The organism is Streptomyces alboflavus (assembly GCF_000716675.1).
Taxonomy (GTDB): Bacteria; Actinomycetota; Actinomycetes; order Streptomycetales; family Streptomycetaceae; genus Streptomyces; species Streptomyces alboflavus.
Window position 1 is genome coordinate 184,228 of the sequence record NZ_JNXT01000002.1, and the last position, 17,412, is coordinate 201,639.

17 protein-coding genes are annotated in these 17,412 nt (G+C 72.7%); 8 read left to right on the forward strand and 9 right to left on the reverse strand.

Features of this window, described 5'->3' with window-relative positions; translation table 11 throughout:
* From OO63_RS02305 to OO63_RS02315, 3 genes are all read right to left on the reverse strand, one after another.
* Window positions 1-969: a hypothetical protein gene (locus tag OO63_RS02305; RefSeq protein ID WP_030356894.1), complete on the reverse strand. Its 969-nt coding sequence runs from the start codon at window positions 967-969 to the stop codon at window positions 1-3.
* A 205-nt stretch (window positions 970-1,174) separates the two neighbouring features.
* On the reverse strand, window positions 1,175-2,167 hold the full coding sequence (locus tag OO63_RS02310) for a zinc-dependent alcohol dehydrogenase (RefSeq protein WP_030356893.1): 993 nt from the start codon (window positions 2,165-2,167) through the stop codon (window positions 1,175-1,177).
* Window positions 2,168-2,256: 89 nt separating this feature from the next.
* Entirely contained in the window at window positions 2,257-3,411 is a 1,155-nt protein-coding gene (locus OO63_RS02315; RefSeq protein WP_030356892.1) for a mandelate racemase/muconate lactonizing enzyme family protein, read from the reverse strand.
* Window positions 3,412-3,628: 217 nt separating this feature from the next.
* Between OO63_RS02315 and OO63_RS02320 the strand changes: the two genes are divergently transcribed.
* Window positions 3,629-4,405 carry an IclR family transcriptional regulator gene (locus OO63_RS02320; protein ID WP_030356891.1) on the forward strand — a complete coding sequence of 259 codons (777 nt, stop codon included), beginning with the start codon at window positions 3,629-3,631 and terminating at the stop codon, window positions 4,403-4,405.
* 15 nt (window positions 4,406-4,420) lie between these two features.
* Here the strand turns inward: OO63_RS02320 and OO63_RS02325 are convergent, their stop codons facing one another.
* Window positions 4,421-4,852 carry a MarR family winged helix-turn-helix transcriptional regulator gene (locus OO63_RS02325; RefSeq protein ID WP_030356890.1) on the reverse strand — a complete coding sequence of 144 codons (432 nt, stop codon included), beginning with the start codon at window positions 4,850-4,852 and terminating at the stop codon, window positions 4,421-4,423.
* Between the two features lie 114 nt (window positions 4,853-4,966).
* Here OO63_RS02325 and OO63_RS02330 point away from each other — a divergent pair, with 114 nt between their 5' ends.
* Window positions 4,967-6,454, forward strand: a complete 1,488-nt coding sequence (locus OO63_RS02330; RefSeq protein ID WP_030356889.1) for an MFS transporter — start codon at window positions 4,967-4,969, stop codon at window positions 6,452-6,454.
* 43 nt (window positions 6,455-6,497) lie between these two features.
* Here the strand turns inward: OO63_RS02330 and OO63_RS02335 are convergent, their stop codons facing one another.
* Window positions 6,498-7,385: an NAD(P)-dependent oxidoreductase gene (locus OO63_RS02335; RefSeq protein ID WP_030356888.1), complete on the reverse strand. Its 888-nt coding sequence runs from the start codon at window positions 7,383-7,385 to the stop codon at window positions 6,498-6,500.
* 208 nt (window positions 7,386-7,593) lie between these two features.
* Between OO63_RS02335 and OO63_RS02340 the strand changes: the two genes are divergently transcribed.
* A complete protein-coding gene (locus OO63_RS02340; protein ID WP_030356887.1) occupies window positions 7,594-8,154 on the forward strand; it encodes a TetR/AcrR family transcriptional regulator in 561 nt (186 codons plus the stop codon).
* A gap of 50 nt (window positions 8,155-8,204) precedes the next feature.
* Here the strand turns inward: OO63_RS02340 and OO63_RS02345 are convergent, their stop codons facing one another.
* Together OO63_RS02345 and OO63_RS02350 are read right to left on the reverse strand one after the other, a co-directional pair.
* A complete protein-coding gene (locus OO63_RS02345) occupies window positions 8,205-9,425 on the reverse strand; it encodes an MAB_1171c family putative transporter (RefSeq protein WP_030356886.1) in 1,221 nt (406 codons plus the stop codon).
* A complete protein-coding gene (locus tag OO63_RS02350) occupies window positions 9,425-10,057 on the reverse strand; it encodes a hypothetical protein (RefSeq protein ID WP_030356885.1) in 633 nt (210 codons plus the stop codon). The genes OO63_RS02345 and OO63_RS02350 overlap by 1 nt, the downstream gene beginning before the upstream one ends.
* A 451-nt stretch (window positions 10,058-10,508) precedes the next feature.
* On the opposite strand from OO63_RS02350, the gene OO63_RS02355 reads away from it, so the two are divergent.
* The 4 genes from OO63_RS02355 to OO63_RS02370 all read left to right on the forward strand — a co-directional run bounded on the left by OO63_RS02355 (window position 10,509) and on the right by OO63_RS02370 (window position 14,636).
* Window positions 10,509-11,192 carry a helix-turn-helix domain-containing protein gene (locus OO63_RS02355; protein WP_030356884.1) on the forward strand — a complete coding sequence of 228 codons (684 nt, stop codon included), beginning with the start codon at window positions 10,509-10,511 and terminating at the stop codon, window positions 11,190-11,192.
* A gap of 683 nt (window positions 11,193-11,875) precedes the next feature.
* Complete coding sequence (locus OO63_RS02360; protein WP_030356883.1) at window positions 11,876-12,328, forward strand: NUDIX domain-containing protein; 453 nt, start codon at window positions 11,876-11,878, stop codon at window positions 12,326-12,328.
* Between the two features lie 416 nt (window positions 12,329-12,744).
* Window positions 12,745-13,716: a helix-turn-helix transcriptional regulator gene (locus tag OO63_RS02365; RefSeq protein WP_030356882.1), complete on the forward strand. Its 972-nt coding sequence runs from the start codon at window positions 12,745-12,747 to the stop codon at window positions 13,714-13,716.
* Window positions 13,717-13,754: 38 nt separating this feature from the next.
* Window positions 13,755-14,636: a dioxygenase family protein gene (locus tag OO63_RS02370; protein ID WP_078618787.1), complete on the forward strand. Its 882-nt coding sequence runs from the start codon at window positions 13,755-13,757 to the stop codon at window positions 14,634-14,636.
* A 102-nt stretch (window positions 14,637-14,738) separates the two neighbouring features.
* Here OO63_RS02370 and OO63_RS02375 read toward each other — a convergent pair whose 3' ends face one another.
* Window positions 14,739-15,713, reverse strand: coding sequence for an MsnO8 family LLM class oxidoreductase (locus OO63_RS02375; protein WP_030356880.1), 975 nt, complete (start codon window positions 15,711-15,713; stop codon window positions 14,739-14,741).
* Between the two features lie 236 nt (window positions 15,714-15,949).
* Between OO63_RS02375 and OO63_RS02380 the strand changes: the two genes are divergently transcribed.
* Complete coding sequence (locus tag OO63_RS02380; RefSeq protein WP_030356879.1) at window positions 15,950-16,855, forward strand: glycoside hydrolase family 16 protein; 906 nt, start codon at window positions 15,950-15,952, stop codon at window positions 16,853-16,855.
* Between the two features lie 66 nt (window positions 16,856-16,921).
* On the opposite strand, the gene OO63_RS02385 is transcribed toward OO63_RS02380, so the two are convergent.
* On the reverse strand, window positions 16,922-17,149 hold the full coding sequence (locus OO63_RS02385) for a hypothetical protein (RefSeq protein WP_030356878.1): 228 nt from the start codon (window positions 17,147-17,149) through the stop codon (window positions 16,922-16,924).
* Window positions 17,150-17,412: the final 263 nt, after the last annotated feature.

Genomic DNA, 17,412 nt, shown 5'->3' on the forward strand with positions numbered 1-17,412 from the left:
TCAGCTCCCTTCGGGGACGGGGAAGCGGCTCAGCTCGCCGGGCAGCCGGGAGCCGGGCGGCGACATGCCGTCGGCCGCGCCGTGCCGGGCGAGCAGGTCGAGGACGAGCCGGCCCCGCCGGACCCGCTCGCGGGCGGTGGCGAGGGTGTGCTCGCGCAGATGGGCGCCGTAGGGGTAGATGCCGGACGACTTGCTGAGCCCGAACTTGAGGTAGAGCGGGGCGCCGCGCCGGATCAGCTCGGCCGTCTCGTACATGCGGACATAGCCGCCGAGGTCGTCGGGCGCCTCGATGTACATGTCCATCGGGGCCCGGCTGATCCGCCGGATCTCGGTGAGGTGGTCCGCGGTCAGGTCGGAGGGCACATTGAGGGAGTCGGCGCCCAGGCGCTCGTACACGGCGTACGAGGCGGGGTTGACCGGCCCCGTGAGCGCGGACAGCTTCAGCGTGGTGTCGACGGGCAGGTGGCCCGCGACCCGCAGCCGGTGCAGCGTCCACAGCACGCCCTCGTCGGCGACCAGCAGACAGCGCACCCCCAGCTCGGCGGCGCGCAGGGCGTCCTCGACGCACCCGGCGAGCGCGTCGTGGCCGCGGGCGCGCGGCCCGGCGCCGCCGGAGTCGGTGCGGGTGGAGCCGCCTATGTCCCAGGTGCCGCGCGGTCCGGTGAACAGGCACAGCTCGATGTCCCGCTCGGCGCACGCGTCGACCATCTCGGTGATCTCGTCGTCGGTGAGCATCCACACGCCGCTGCCCTGGCTGATGCGGTGCACGGGCACGTCGTGCCGCGCGCTCTCCTTGAGCACGGCGGCCAGCGCCTCCGGGCCCTCGACGGACGGGACTTCGGTGCGCCAGGTGCCGCCGTCGGGGAAGGTGTGCGGCGAGGCGTCGGCCGGGTCGCTGCGGGGCGGGGCGTGGCCGATGCGGACGAGTGCGTCGGCGCCGGGTCGCCGGGGGGTGGGGTGGGCGTGCATGGAACTCCTCCTTGCTGTTCGAAATTTCGGACATTGGTCGGATGCGTGGGCGGGAAAGAAAGTCTGTCCGGTGCTTGAGGACGGGCCCGCAGGATGTGCGGGCGGCAAAGAAAGCCCGTCCGGTGTTTGAGGACGAGCCCGCAGGGCGATCGAGGGCGCGCGGGCCGACGGCAAGCACGACGTCCCGCGAGCCGATCGCCGCCACCTAGGGACGCAAGAGCACCTTCCCCACTGCCGAATCGCCGGACCCGACCAGCGCGACGGCCGCGGCGAAGCGCTCCAGCGGGAACTCGTGCGTGATGAGCGGCGCCGGGTCGAGCAGCCCGATCCCGAACGCGCGCACCGCGTCCGACCAGGCCGCCGACGGCGCCCCGAAGACCGAGCGCAGCTCCAGCTGGCTCAGGGAAAGATGCACCGGGTCGATCCCCGTCGCACCCGGGGCGAACATCCCCGTGAGCACGACCCGGCCACCCCGGCGCGCGAGCAGGCACGAGGAGGCGGCGGTGGACGGCGCCCCCGCGGTCTCTACCACCAGGTCGAAGCGGCCGTGGAGCGCGGCCGCCTCGTCCGGTGCGAGGGACGCGCTCGCGCCGAACGCGCGGGCCTGCTCCCCGCGCCCGGCCCGCGGATCGACGACGACCAGCTCGGCGGGGCTCGACGCGGCGAGCAACTGCACCGCGAGCAGCCCCAGGGTGCCCGCGCCGACCACCGCGACGCGCTCCCCGGGCCGCGGCCGCCCGGCCCGCACCGCCGCGGCGATCACGGCGGCCGGTTCGAGCAGCGCCGCGGCCCGCAGGTCGGCGTCGTCCGCCAGCGGGTGCAACAGCCGCGCGGGCACGGTCAGATGGTCGGCGAACGCGCCCGGCTCGGTGAACCCGGTCTCGGCGTACCCGCCGGCGCACAGGCTGGTCTCGCCGCTCCGGCAGCGCTCGCACACCCCGCACGCCCGGAACCCCTCGGCGACGGCCTTGCGGCCCACGAGCCCCGCGGCCACACCCGGGCCGACCGCCTCGACCGTCCCGGCCCACTCATGGCCCGGGACGACGGGATAGCGGACGTACGCGGCGTCCCGGTGGCCGTCGTACACCTCCCGGTCGCTTCCGCAGATCCCGGCGGCGGCGACCCGGACCAGCACCTCGCCGGGGCCGGGCACGGGCACCTCGCCGCGGACCAGGCGGTGCGCGCCCGGCCGCGTCACGACGACCGAACGGCTGGGGCCCGCCGGGGGAGTGCCCGTGGTGGCGTCGGGCGCGGCGGCCTCGGCGTGCCCCGCCGCGCACGGGCCGCTCACTTCGGCGACCTCCGCTCCCAGCCCTCGGCCCACAGGTCGAACCGGGCCCGCTGCTGCGGGAACGCGGCGGCCGCGTCCGGGTCGAACTCCACCCCGAGGCCGGGCGCGTGGGAGAGCGCGAAGCAGCCCGTCTCCGGGTCGACCTCGGGCGCGCCCCGCACCACCTTCTTGATCTCCGCGTCGGCGAAGTCGTTGAAGTGCTCCAGGACCTTGAAGTTCGGGGTGCAGGCGGCGAGTTGGAGGGACGCGGCGGTGAGCACCGAACCGCCGACGTTGTGCGGGGCCACCAGTGTGTAGTGGGTATCGGCGGTCGCGGCGAGCTTGCGGGTCTCCAGGATGCCGCCGATGTGGCCGAGGTCGGGCTGGATGATGTCGGCGGCCTGGGACTCGAACAGCTCCCGGAACTCGATCCGGTCGTGGATCCGCTCACCCGTCGCGATCGGCGTCTCCACCTTGTCCGCGACCTTCTTCAGGGCCTTGAGGTTCTCCGGCGGCACCGGCTCCTCCAGCCAGGCGGGCCGGAACGGCGCGAGCTCCCGGGCCAGGCGCACGGCGGTGGCCGGGCTGAACCGGCCGTGCATCTCCAGCATCAGCTCGACGTCCGGGCCGATCGCGTCCCGCACGGCCTCGATCAGCGACACCGCGTAGGCGCTCCGCTCGTGGTCGAGCTCGAAGTGCCCGGTCCCGAACGGGTCGATCTTCAGGGCGCGGTAGCCGCGCGCCACCACCTCCTCCGCCGCCTTGTGGTACGCCTCCGGGGTGCGCTCGGTGGTGTACCAGCCGTTCGCGTACGCCTTGACCCGGTCGGTGACCCTGCCCCCGAGCAGCTGCCACACCGGGACGCCGAGCGCCTTGCCCTTGATGTCCCAGCAGGCCGTCTCGACGACGGCGATGCCGGACATCACGATCTCCCCGGCCCGCCCGTAGTCGCCGTACTTCATGCGACGCACGAGGTCCTCGACCGCGAACGGGTCGGAACCGGCGATGTGGTTCGCCTCCGCCTCGCGCAGATAGCCGACGAGCGCGTCGGTGCGGCCGAGCATGCGGGTCTCGCCGACCCCGGTGAGACCCTCGTCCGTGCGGACGACCACATAGGTCAGATTGCGCCAGGGCGTCCCGACGACATGAGTGCTGATTCCCGTGATGCGCACGGCAGTTGACCCCTGCTCTCCATCGAGGCTGTTCGAGATTTCGTCACTCGTTCGAAATGGTGGCGCGACCGTATTGAGGTCACACGGAGGGTGTCAATGGGTCGCGCGCCGCTCGATTCCGCCGGATCATTGCCCGGTGAACTGGGGTGTGGCTAGCCTGTGTTCGTGACACCGGTCAGTGGCCGGGGTTTCGAACAACAAGGGGTGGGTGAGGGGCATGGGACGACTCGTTCCCGCGGTGACCAGGGCGCTGGATGTGCTCGAACTGTTCCTGGAGGGCGACGGGACGCTCTCGGCGCCGGACATCACCCGCAAGCTCCAACTGCCGCGCACGACCGTGCACGAGCTGGTCACCACGCTCGCGGCCCGCTCCTACCTGGTGTCGCTGCCGGACCAGCCGGGCCGCTACCGCCTCGGCGTGCGCGCCTATCAGCTCGGCAGCCGGTACGCGGAGCAGCTCGACCTCGCGGCCGAGGGGCAGCAGGTCGCCCGGGAGGTCGCCGAGACCTGCGACGAGACGGTGCACGTCGCGATCCTGGAGGACCTGGACGTCATCTACATCGCCAAGGTCGACTCCACCCACGCCGTCCGCATGGTCTCCGCGGCCGGCCGCAGGCTCCCCGCGCACTGCACCTCCGTCGGCAAGATGCTGCTCGCCTCACTGCCGCCCGAGGAGCTCGCGCTGCGCATGGAGGAGGAGGGCGAACTCGCCGCGATGACCCACCAGAGCATCACCGACCCCGAAGCGCTGCACGCCGCCCTCGCCGACATCCGCGCGCGGGGCATCGCCACCGAACACCGCGAGTCCAACCCGGACGTCAGCTGCGTCGCCGCCCCCGTCCACGACAGCACGGGCCGCGTCGTCGCCGCCCTCTCCATCTCGGTCCCCATGATCCGCTGGACCGAGACCCGCGAACCGGAACTCGCCGCCCTGGCCGCGAAGGGAGCGGCGGACCTGTCGTCCCGGCTGGGGCACAGGGGCGGGAGGCGCTGAGCCCCAAGACGCGCCCTAGTCCTGCTTGGCCGTGAAGACGCGGCCCAGCAGGGCGTGCAGCGTCGCCCGGTCCTCGTCGTCCAGTGCGTCGAGTCCCGCTGTCGTCGTGTGCATGTTGGCGCGGATCGTGTCGATGGTCTGCTCGCCCTCGGGAGTGAGGACGACGTTCTTGACGCGGCGGTCGCCGGGGCTCGGCTCGCGGCGGACCAAGGAACGCTTCTCGAGGCGGTCCACGATGCCCGTCATGTTGGAGGCGTCGCAGGCCAGCGTCTCGGCGAGCACGCGCATCGCGGCGGGGCCGCGGCGCAGCACGGTGAGCGTCTTTGCCTGGCTCGCCGTGAGGTTCTCACGGGCGGCCGCAGCCGTGAAATCGCCGTAGTAGGCGCCTAGCGACACCGAGAGCAGCTCCATGAGCTGGCCCGTGCCGACGCGCGGGTGTCCTGGCATGTGATCCACCTTACGCCCAGAAACTTGACCATCTCAAATATTGATGTCTACCGTAAAGGCATTACTTGAAGTTCTCAAGCTTCTAGGTTCTTAAGTAGTTGGGAAAGAGTTTCCGTGTCTCACGCACAGCACACGGCCCCCGCACGGGCTTCCGGGCAGACCGCGGTCGTCCTGGTGCTCGGGCTCGCCGCCATGGTCGTCTCGATGATGCAGACGCTGGTCGTCCCGATCCTCGGGATCATCCAGAGCGAGCTGGACGCCACCACCGCCAACGTCAGCTGGGTGACCACGGCCACGCTCCTGTCCGCCGCCGTCTTCACGCCCCTCCTCGGCCGCTTCGGCGACATGCACGGCAAGAAGCCGACCCTGGTCGGCGTGCTGCTCGTGATGATCGCGGGCTCCGTGCTCGCCGCCACCACGACCTCGCTGACCTGGCTCATCGTCGGCCGCGTGATGCAGGGCGCGGCGACCGCGATCTTCCCGCTTGCCCTGTCCGTGCTGCGTGAGGAGATCAAGCCGGAGAAGCTCCACGGCGCGATGGCCCTGGTCAGCGGCACGCTCGCGTTCGGCAGCGGCCTCGCCCTCGTCGGCGCCGGCCTGCTCACCCAGGGCTCCGACCCCGACTACCACCGGGTCTTCTGGCTCGCGGTCGTCCTCGCCGTGGTGGCCCTCGTCGGCGTGCTGTTCGTCGTGCCCGCCTCGCGCTCCAAGACAGGCGGCCGCACCGACTGGCTCGGCGCGCTCACCCTGGCCGCCCTCCTGGTCCTGCTGCTCCTGCCGATCTCGCAGGGCCACGAGTGGGGCTGGACGTCCGGCCGCGTGCTCGGCAGCTTCGCCGCCGCTGTCGTGATGGCGGGTGTGTGGGTCCTCACCGAGAAGAAGGTGAAGGAGCCGATGGTGGACATGGAGATGTTCACGCACCGCCCCGTCCTCTTCACCAACCTGGCGGGTCTGCTGCTCGGCTTCGCGATGTTCGCCCAGTTCATCGGCGTCTCGTACCTGGTGCAGATGCCCGAGCAACTGGCCGGCTACGGCTTCGGCGCCTCCGTCCTCGACGCCTCGGTCGTCTACCTCCTGCCGACCACCCTGGTCTCGCTGGTGGGCGCCCAGTTCGGCGGCGTCCTGGTCCGCCGGATCGGGGCCCGCGTCACGCTGGCCATCGGCGCCGCCTTCGGCGTGATCGGCTTCGCCTGGCTGACCCTGGCGCACGGCACCACCGCCTCGGTGATCGGCGCGGGCATGGTCGTCGGCCTGGCGATCAGCTTCGGGTACGCCGCCATGCCGGCGCTCATCGTCGCCAGCGTCCCGGCCCACCAGACGGGCATCGCCAACGGCATCAACTCCATCTCCCGCTCGGTCGGCAGCGCCATCGCGAGCGCCACGATCACCTCGCTGCTCGCGTCGAAGACCATCGAGCTCCCCGCCGGGATGCCCGCGCTGCCGGAGGAGAGCCAGTTCACGCTGAGCTTCGCCATCGCCGGAGCGGCCTTCGTCCTGGTCGCGGCGGTTTCCCTGCTCGGGCTCAAGGCGGCACACGCGCCGCGTACACCCGTGCTGCGGAAGATGGCGGAGTCGGAGACTCCCGAGCGCGCCGGGGTCTGAACCCCCTGCACCACCCGGATCGCAACGGGCGCGGGCGCCCCCGCTACCCCGCCGCGCCGAGCGCCTCCGTGCGGGCCTCGATCGCCCGCAGTACCGCGATCATGTCCTCGCCGCCGTGCCCAAGGGCCACCGTGTCGGTGAACAGCGAGTGGCAGACGTCGAGCAGCGGCGAGGCCACGCCGGAGGACCGCGCCGCGTCCGCGACAAGGCGGTTGTTCATGAGGACGTCCAGCGCCGCCGCCTGCACGCCGAAGTCCCGCGCGAGCAGCTTGGGCGCCTTCATCCGCGAGACGCCGCTCGCCATCGGCCCGGCGTCGAGCACGTCGAGGAACAGCTTCGTGTCCAGGCCCTGGCGCTCCGCGAAGTGGAACGACTCCGAGAGCCCCGTGACCGTGGTGATCAGGAACAGGTTCACCGCCAGCTTCATCAGCAGCGCGCCCGGCACCTGACCGCACAGGAACGTCTCCCGGCACATCGGCGCGACGAACGGCCGCACCTCGGCCACGTCCCGCTCCGCGCCCGCCAGCATCGCCACGAGGAGCCCCGCCTCCGCGGGCTCCCGCGACCCCGACACGGGCGCCTCCACATACCGCCCGCCCGCCGCCCGCACCTCGGCGCCGAGCGCGCGCGAGTACTCCGGCGAGGTCGTCCCCATGTGCACGACCGTGTGCCCCGCGACCCGGGCGCCGAACGCGGGCGTGTCCCGGCCGAGCGTCGCGTCGATCGCGGCGCTGTTGGCCAGCATCAGGATGACGACGGGGGCCTTCGCGAACACCTCGTCCACGTCCACTGCCACCCGCGCCCCGGCCTCGCGCAGCGGTGCGCACCGGGCGGCGGTGCGGTTCCAGACGATCGACTCCGCCCCGGACCGCGCCAGCTGGAGCGCCATGGGCTGCCCCATGACACCGAGACCGATGAACCCCACGTCCATCCCGAACTCCCGTCCCCGAACGCCGAGACCGCGCGGCCGAGGTCGTCGGCCGGGCCGTCTATGACGGCTGTCATAGTAGCGGGGGAAGTACGGTGCGGCACAGAAGAGTTCGTGCGGCGAGCGGATCATCGCGTACGAGGTGACGCGGCGAGGTGGAGGCGACAGCGTGACGGCGGGTGAGGCGTCCGGGCGGGGGCCGCGTGAGCGCATGGTGTTCAGCGCGGCCCAGCTGCTGCGCCGGGGAGGCGTCGGCGCCACCGGCATGCGGGACGTGGTGGAGCACGCGCGGGCGCCGCGCGGCTCGCTCCAGCACTACTTCCCCGGCGGCAAGGAACAACTGGTCAACGAGGCCGTCCAGTGGGCGGGTCGGTACGCGGCGCGGCGCGTCGCGCGGTTCGTTGCGGCGCTGCCCGAGCCGACGCCGAGCGGGCTGTTCGCCGCGATGGTGCACCAGTGGACGGACGAGCTCGCGACGGCGGGCGAGACATCGGGCTGCCCCGTCGCCGCGGCCGTCGTGGACCGCGCCGGCGCGTGCGAGTCCACCCGGAAGGCCACCGCAACGGCGTTCGCCACCTGGACCGGCCCGGTCGCCGAAGCGCTCGCCGATATGGGCGTGCCGCCCGCCCGCGCCGAAGCACTCGCCACGCTCATGATCAGCGCGGTCGAGGGCGCCCTCCTGATCGCCCGCGCCGAAGGGGACGTACGCGCCCTGACGACGGTGGTACGGGAGCTCGGCCCGCTCCTGGACGGGGCAGTCGTCCGGGACTGACCCGCCCCGCCGTACCCGCGCCGTGCCTCCAGGTCCGCCGCGCCCCCGCCCTACCCCCGCGCCTCCGGAGCCGCCGCCATCCGCCGCGCGTGTACCAGCGCCTCGAGCACCACTGGATGGCTGAGGTGGCGCGCGACCAGGACCAGATGGTCGCGTTCCGCGGCGGCGGGCACGTCCTCCCCGGGCAGCGCCGCGAGCAGCATGTCGGTGTCGGTGGGAGGCAGTCCGCGGCCGCGCGCCTCGGCGGCGTACAGGAGGGTCGCCGCCGCCTGCGCCGCCACGACGTCGAAGCCGACGAACCCGCGCCGCACCAGCTGGTCCACGGCCCGGGCGGGCGCGCTGCTCATCCAGGGGCTGAGGCTGCGGGCGCCGTCGCGGATCTCGACGAGCCTGCGGGACAGGGCGATCCGGGTGTCCCAGCCGCTCCAGAGGAGGCCGGGGGCGAGGACGAGTTGGGGGTCGGCGCGCACGACGGTCTGCCACAGCGGGCGCAGGGCCTGGTAGTCGCGCCGCTCCCGCCTGCGCGCGGTGACCGAGAGACGGACCAGGCTGTAGTTGGCGACGAGGCCCCTGGCGGCGGTGGCCAGCCATGCGGCCTCGGCGAAGCCGTCGAGGCGCAGGCCACCCGCCGCGCCGGCCATCGCCGTCAGGACGCAGAGGACGTGGAGCATGTCCAGGGCTACGGCCAGTGCGAACTCACGGGCGCACCGCCGCAGTCCGGGAGTGAGCGGGGGGCCGAGAGAGGTCAGCAGCCTGCGGCAGCGCCGCACGGTGCTCGTGACGACGGCGGTCAGCATGGCGAAGTACACGAGGTGGAACGCCACGGCGTCCGGGCTGCGCACATAGTCCGGGGCGAAGAGCAGGGGACGTGCCTCGCCGCTCGGTTCGGCCCGGGCGTAGAGCACTGCCATCGCGACGACCGTGGCCGCGTAGAACGGGGCCCAGGCGAGGACCGTGCGCCGCGGCGTGCCGCCCGTCCGGCGCTCGGGATGCCACAACACCGCCATCAGTTGGGTGTGGCCGATGTACAGCAGCCCCGCGGTGTTCACGAGCAGGGCGGACAGATGAGGCGCTCCGAACGCGGTGTCGACGGCGCGGTACACGGCGGGCGTGGCGAGCAGGAGGATGACGCTCGCGAGGACCAAGGACGAGGCGGAGACCTTGCGCAGGGCCGCCGGTTCGCGCCGGGCGGCCAGCGCCTTGCCGGTGCCCAGGAACAGGGTGACGGCGGCGGCGGCCGGACCGACCGCCGTCAGGGTCGCCTGCCACATCACGGATCGGAGCGCCGGCCGGCGAAGGAGGCGAACGGCGTGGTGTGGCCGTCGTCGTCATCGAGGGCCAGCATCAGCATGCCTACGGTCGCGAACACCTCCGCCGACCACTCCTCGTCCTCCTCGTAGCCGGTGCGCAGTTGCACGGGCCGCGTCAGCACCTCCCGGACCACGTCGGCGGGCAGCGAGGGCATTTGCTCGGCGACGACGTGCGGTTCGATGAGGTCGCAGGCCGTGACGGCGTGCGCGTCGACGTCCGCGGGGCTGGAGCTGAGCACGTGGTACAGCTCGTGCAACAGGACGTGCAGGCCCTGCCGCTCGCTGGTGTTGGCGGTGATGACGATGGTGTCCTCGGTCTCACCCTGGACGCAGAACCCGCTGATGTGCGAGGGCAGGGGCAGCCGCTGGACGACGATGGCCCGGCCGCGCTCGTGGGCGACGGTGTCGAGGAGCGTCTGCAGCCCCTGGCCGGGCCGCAGACCGAGGTCGTCGTGGATGATGCGGATGGCCCGTCGGCGTGCCCTCGCCCAGGCACAGTGCTTGCGCACGGCGGAGCGGACGCGGTGCGAGACGTCGGCGACGCGCGCCCGGCCGGTGTGACACCACACGGCGGGGGCGCCGACGGTCGGCACGGGTCAGCTCTCCCGGCTCGGTTCGGTGGCGGGCAGGGCGCGCCCGACGCCCGGTGGTGGCACGGCTCTTCGGGCCGGTCGAGCCCGTCGCACCGTCGCCGCTCTTCGTTCCGGTTCCGCGAGACACGGGACCTGTGCCCGTGCGCTGGCGCCCTTCATAGGCCGTTCACGCTCCCCGCTCCCTACGTGACGGGCCTGTGCCCGTTGACCTGCGCAGGGACAGTATCAGGCTGGTGACGTAACGGTTCGGCGAAACCGTGTGTCAGCCAACGGACGGCGAGAGTCCGGAATTTGGACCGAGGCGCTGGTCGGGCGGCGATTCCCGTCACCGGGCCGAACACCGTACGGTCCGGGCACGTGTCAACAATTGAAGACGACGCTGGCCGGGGATGGTTGAGGCGGCTACTCTCAGGGCGTCCCAACGAGTTCCGTGGCCCATGGAGACCTTCAGGTGAACGCAGCCGACCACCAACCGGCGCCCGGACACGACATCGCCCGTCTCCTCGCCGACGTGGACGCCTACGCCCTGCGTCTCGGCACCTCGCGCGGCCGCCTGCTGGACGTCGTGCTCATCTCCCGCGCGACCGGCATCGAGCCGGAGCGGGTGCGGGCCCTGCTCGCCGGTGAACTCCCCGAGGAGGAGCCCCGCGAGAAGAACGCGCGGGAGGGCTTCCGCAAGGCGCTGTTCCAGCAGCGCCTGCGCTTCCTGCAGCGGACCCGGCTCAAGGAGACCCCCGCGGGCAAGGAGCCCTACGGTCTCAGGGAGATCTCGCGGGCGACCGGCATCTCGGCGCAGCACGTGTCGAACCTCCTCAACGGCGAGCGCGGCGCGAACCACGACCACGCGGCGCGTCTAGAGCTCTTCTTCCGGGCGCCGGAGGGTTTCTGCTCCCGCACCGAGGGCGCCGCGCTGATCGCGTACCTGCGCCGGATGGTCAACGAGGACCTGCCGAAACTCGCCACGCACGCGGTCCTGCAGGAGCTAGGCGCGCGTTCGGTGGCCCTGCGCAGCACGGCGGACGGCGCCCAGATCGACACGCTGAGGGACCTGCTTCCGGCCCTGGACGAACTGGTCAAGGTGATTCAGGGACGCCGGGCCGGCGGTGGTCCCGAGGGTGGCGGCGGGCGTCCGTAGCGCGGGTGCGCTACGCGCGTTGTGGTGCATTGAGGACGCCTCGGCGGTGCGTTCGCGGGTTCATTTGAGGCGCACGCCCATGACATGCGTCGTTCTCAATCGTTGACACCGCCTGTGATAGTGCATCAGGATCTGTCTCACGCCAGGGCCGGGGGCAGGCCGGTTCTGACGGGGAAGGAAGCCTGCCCGGATGTTCCATTCGTCCGCATGACCTTGTTTCGGGGTTCCCGCGTGGGGGCGGGGGAAGCCCGACGACGAGTCATCGGTCCTGCTCATGCCCCGATCGGCCTTCGTGCCGCGTCGCCGTACGCTGGGTGCCCGCCCAACTGCGTCGTCGTTGTCGGGGATTGGTCGGCCCCTGCGAATGGAACGAGCGTTTCGTCAGGTGATGCCAGGACCGTCGTGGCCCGTACCGGGGCCGCGGTGGGGCGGGGAGGAGCGATCAACAGGTGACGACACCAATCGGCACCCTCAGCTCCTTGGTGGTGCGGCCCAAGGAAAGGCAGCGGTCAAGGTCCCGAACGGGACGAAGGGAGCCCCTGCCCGGGGGAGCCCGCCGCTGCAGGGAGCGAGCGACGCCCGTCCTCGCTCCCGCTGGGCGGGGGTGGGGTCCCTGCTCGCCGAGCCACCTGATCCTGATGAGCCGTGCTCACGCCATGACGGGGCTAATTCAGGAAGATGCCATGGATGCTACTGCTACGTCCCTAGCCGCTTCGGCAGGGGCCATCATCGCCGATGAGCATGGCGATGTACTGATGGTGAACCCGATGTACACGGCCTACTGGAACCTTCCCGGTGGCCATGTCGAAGAGGGGGAGAGCCCGAGCGCCGCCTGCGCCCGGGAGGTCCGTGCGGAGCTCGGCCTGGACGTCGAGATGGGGGACCTGCTCGTGGTCGCCTGGGTCGACTCCGACGGCTTGATGCCTCGCGTGTACTACATCTTCGACGCCGGAGAGGTCACCGCCGAGGAGCGGCGCGCCATCACGCTGCGGGAGGACGGCGCGGCGCAGTACCGCTTCGCGTCCCCGGAGCGGATCGACGCGTCGCTGATACCGCCGTTCGTCAAGCCCATGTGGGAAGCGGCGCTCACTGCCCGCAAGGACAAGCGCCTTGTGTGCATCGAAGTGGAGGTGTGACAGCGTGACCGCTCACGCCGGGTGAGCGGGGTCGGGGGAGAGGACGACAGACGAACGAACGAGAAGCGCGGGAGAGATCCGAGCCGACCGGTCCCTGTCCCGATGCCTCACCCCCCCCGCGCAGGACCAGGAGCCGCCGCCCCGCCCGGGCGGCGGCTCCGCACATGTCCCGGCTCCGCGACACCGAGCAGCGCTCTCTTGACGCTTTCCCGTCGACAGGACGCGCCACTTCGCCGCCGACCGGCGCAACAAGCGCCCTGGGCGCCCAACTTGGCCTGAGAACCGGTGGGTGCGTGCCCCCGGCCATGTCATCGTGGACCATCGAATGGTATGGACCTGACAAGCGTGCCCGGGTCGCGCGCCGGCACGGCGAGCGGCGCGCGGTCGGTGTCCCGGTCGGTGAGGGGAGCCTACGCATGCGCGGGTCGACGGTCTTGCCCGGTACGAGTCAGGAGAACGGCAGCGACCCCGGCGTGGGCGGCCTGCCGATCCACCGCCTCGAGGTGCCGATGCCCAACACGCTGCCCTTCGCCATCGGCACCTTCGACACCATCGGCCCGATGTCCCGGGCCTCCTTCCCGCACCGGCACACCTTCCACGAGATCGTGCTCGTCACCGGCGGCACCGGCAGCCACGTCGTCGACCTGACACGCTTCACCCTCCGGCCGCCCCACCTGTGCTTCATCGCGCCCGGGCAGGTGCACTACTGGGACGGCGTGCGGGGCCTGGAGGGCTGTGTCGTCGTGTTCACCGACGACTTCCTCCTGGAGCACCCCGCCGACCGCGCCCTGCTGCGCCGCCTCGGCCGCCGCCCCTGGCTGGAACTGCCCGAGCGGGACGCGGACTGGGCCGCGCGCCTCGTCGCCGAGATGGACCACGAGTACCGCACCGGCGCCGAGGGCTTCGGCGGCGTCCTGCGCGCCCTCCTGCACATCCTCGTGGTGCGCGCCGGCCGCCTCCCCGCCCCCGGCCGCCCGCACCCGCACGGTGCCCCGGCCCCGGAGGCCGCCCGCCCCGCCCCCGCGGCGGCCCGGTTCGTCGCCCTGGTGAGCACGGCCCGCGCGCTGCCCTGGTCCGTGCGCGACTGCGCCGGACACCTCGGGGTCTCGGTGAGCCACCTCAACGAGGCGGTGAAGGCCGCCATGGGCCGCACCCCGGGCGAGCTGCTCCGCCAGGCCCGGGTGCACGAGGCGAAACGCCTGCTCGCCTGCACTGATCTGACGGTACGTCAGGTAGCGGACCGGGTGGGATTCGGCGACCCCGCGTACTTCTGCCGCTTCTTCCGCCGCGAGACCGGCGCCACTCCCGGCGACTTCCGCCGCGGCGGTGGCGATATTCACCACGACCACCGCATTGCGTCCATCGCCCCGCCCGGGCCCGCCACATAGCTTCTTAGCCGATCCCCACCCCCCACCCAGGAGGAGCGATGGACGGCGACACGCCCACCAACGGGCACGACATCAGCGGCGCCCCGACCGGCGAGCCCACGGACCCGCCCACGCCCGCCCCGCGCCCGGGCCCCAGCCGCAAGACGGTGCTCCGCGCCGCCCTGGCCGCGGGTGTCGCCGCGCCGGTGGCGATGATGGGCGTCCCCGCGCTCGCCCGCACCAGCGCGGGCAGCGGCAAGGCCCCCGAGGTCACCCCGTCCTGCGACGACGGCGACGACCCGACACCACCCCAGACGGAGGGCCCCTACTTCAAACCCAACTCGCCCCGGCGCACCTCGCTCATCGAGCCCGGCACCCAGGGCACCCGGCTCACCGTCACCGGCTATGTGTTCGGCCTGGCCTGCCTGCCGATCCCGCAGGTGCTCCTCGACTTCTGGCAGGCCGACGCCCGCGGCGCCTACGACAACGTGGGCTTCCGGATGCGCGGCCACCAGTTCACCGACGCCCGCGGCGCGTTCACGCTCACCACGATCTTCCCCGGCCTCTACCCCGGCCGCACCCGCCATCTGCACGTGAAGCTGCAGGCGCCGGGACGCCCGGTCCTCACCACCCAGCTGTACTTCCCGAACGAGCCGCGCAACAACACCGACCCGATCTTCGACGCCCGGCTGCTCATGAACGTACGGGACGTCGGCAACACCAAGGAGGCCGACTTCGACTTCGTCCTGCGGGTGCCCCAGACCCCCGGGCCCACCGACCCCCCGACCCAGCCCCCGGGCGGCACCTGGGCCATCGGCACCGGCTACCAGGCCGGCGACCGCGTCACCCACGACGGCCGCGCCTACGTGTGCCTCCAGGGCCACACGGCCCAGCGCGGCTGGGAACCGCCGTCGGCGCCGTCGCTGTGGCGCGCGGTCTGACCGACCCACGCCCGCGCCGAGGGTCCCCTTCAGAGACGTACGAGGTGGGACGTACGAGCGGACGCGGCGCCCCGGGTACATCCGGGTCGCCGCGTCCGTGCGTCAGCCGCGGCGCACGAGGTCGCGTACGAGGGCGAAGGACCGGTGGCGGTCGGGGGTGCTGTGGACGGGGGTGACGGTCATCAGCTCGTCGGCGCCCGTGGCCTCGACGATGCGGGTGAGCGCGGCCTCGACCGTGTCGCGGGTGCCGCGGGCCTGCTGGGCGACGAACGCCCCGAGCGCCTGCTCCTCCTCGGTGGTGAACCGGTGGGCGGCCGCGGCGGCGGGCGTGGGGAACGGCTGGTCGGGGTGGCCCTGGAGGATCGCCGCCTTGATGATGTCCATGGGCCTCGCCAGCTCCGCGGCGCGCTCCTCGGTGTCCGCGCACACCGTCTCGACGCACACCAGGACGCGCGGGGCGTCGCTCCAGCGCGAGGGCCGGAAGGCGTCCCGGTACCGCTTCAGGGCCGCGAGGGTGTTGTCGGGCCGGATGTGGTGCGCGAACGCGATCGGCAGGCCCAGCGAGGCGGCGACCTCGGCGCCCGCGTCGCTGGACGCGAGCAGCCACGGCTCGGGCAGTTCACCGATGCCGACGTCGAGCAGGTGGTCCAGGGTCGCCGCCACGTCGCTGCGGTACTCGTCGTCGGTCGCGGGGTCGGCGCCGCGGCGCAGCGCCCGGGCCGTGGGCTCGTGGAAGGTGCCGGGACCGCGGCCGATGCCGAGGTCGATGCGGTCGGGATGCAGGGTGGCGAGCGTGGCGAACTGCTCCGCGACGGTGATCGGGGCGTGGTTGGGGGCGAGGACGCCGCCGGAGCCGAGCCGGAGGCCGGTCGTGGTGGCGGCGGTGTGGGCGGCGAGGAGCGCCGGCGGGAAGGCGCCGATGGCGAGTGAGTGGTGGTGTTCGGCGAACCACAGCCGGTGGTAGCCGAGCCGGCTCAACTCCTGCGCACTGTGCCGGCAGTTGGCCAGCGCGTCGGCAGGGGTGGTGCCGGCTTCGACGATGGACACCTCTAGGGCGGAGAGCGGAAGATCGATCACCCCGCCAGGATAGGCCGGGTGCCGACCGGGCCTCCGGGGGCCGCCGTGCACGCCCTAGGGCCTGTCCGGTGGGTCTGGCCGCGCGGACTCCCGCGGGACGACGTACGGAACCCCACCACCGCACGCCCCCGCCGACGCCCGCCGCGCTCTGGCCATTTCCCTCCCGCACCGCAAGGATGCGTGGCCCCCGGGCCGCCGCACCGCGCCCGGGGCCGGTCGGGAGGAAGGGCACCGCGATGGGCACACACGCAGCGCCGCGCACCCGCAGACCCACACTGGTCGCCGCCGTGGCCGCCGCACTCCTCGCGGCCCTGCTGGGCATCCCGCGCGCGGACGGGGCACCGCGCTCGGCCGACCACTGCCGCACCACGGGCACCGCACTGCCGCGCGGCGACTGCGGCCCGTTCTGGCAGGTCCTCGCGGAGGACTTCGACGGCGACCGGGTGCCGCTCGGCTCGTTCAGCGACTGCGACCACCACGTCGACACCTCCGCCGCGTACTGCGGCGGCCTGCGCGGCTCGTACCGCGACAACTGGTGGGCGTACCCGACGGGGTGGCGCGACACGGCCAACGACCGGGACCGTTCCGTCGTCGGCGTCTACCACCCCGAGGACACGGTGAGCGTGGGCCCTGCGCAGAACGGCGACGGGCGCATGCGCATCCGGATGTGGCGGCCCGACGACGGCGGGCCCGTGCACGCGGCGGCCGTCGTACCGCGTGCCGTGATGCAGATGAAGTATGGCAAGTACAGCGCGCGCATCAAGGTCACCAAGCTGGCGCCCGGCTACAAGTCGGCGTGGCTGCACTACGGCGGCGGCTGCGAGATGGACCACCCCGAGGGCGAGTGGACGGGCTCCCTGAGCGCCTTCCACCACCCGTGCGGCGGCGGCGAACAGGGCTCGTTCCAGGGTGCCGACGACTGGACAGAGTGGCACACCGTGTCGACGGAGTGGACGCCCGGCCACGTCCGCTTCTTCGTCGACGGCCGTCAGGTGGGCCACGACACCCGGAACGTGCCGGACCGTCCGCTGTCCTGGGTGCTGCAGAACGAGAGCGCGCTGGAGGGTCCGACGGCGGCGCCGGGCAGCAGCGCGCAGCTCGAGGTCACTTGGGTCGCCGCGTACGCGTACGGCTGGAAGTGAGGCGGGTCCGTCCGCGCCGCGCCGTCCCGGGGCGTCGGGCGCGGCGCGGACGGGTGCGGGGGCCGGTCAGTCCCAGCGGTAGCCGTCGCCGAAGTTCAGGGTGTGCTCGAGCACGTCCTCCATCGGGTCGTCGATCTGGCCGGTGTTGATCAGCCCGATGACGGGGCCGTTGTGGGAGCCGCTGTGGTGGGTCTCGTCGGCGTGTGCCGCGCCCGTCGACAGGGCGAACGGCACGGCACACACCGCAGCCACCAGTACTCCGCGTGCGGCCTTGCGCGTCCAACTGCTCTTCACTGCGTGCTCCTTGATCCCTCGCCCTGCCGGGGTCCGCGCACCGCCCGGCGGGGGCGGGCCGACACCCGGGAGAACAGCCGCTGCGGCCGTCTCGCGGTGCTCAACATCGGACCGGGCCACGAGGTCACCGACGATCATACGAACGTGTCGGTCCGACAAGCGCATTGATGGACCGTTGAGCTGGGCGTTCGGCACGGATGGCGTGAAGTCGATGCTCCGTCCGTGCAGGTGGGGAGCGTGCCGGGCCGCAGGAGCGGGAGAGT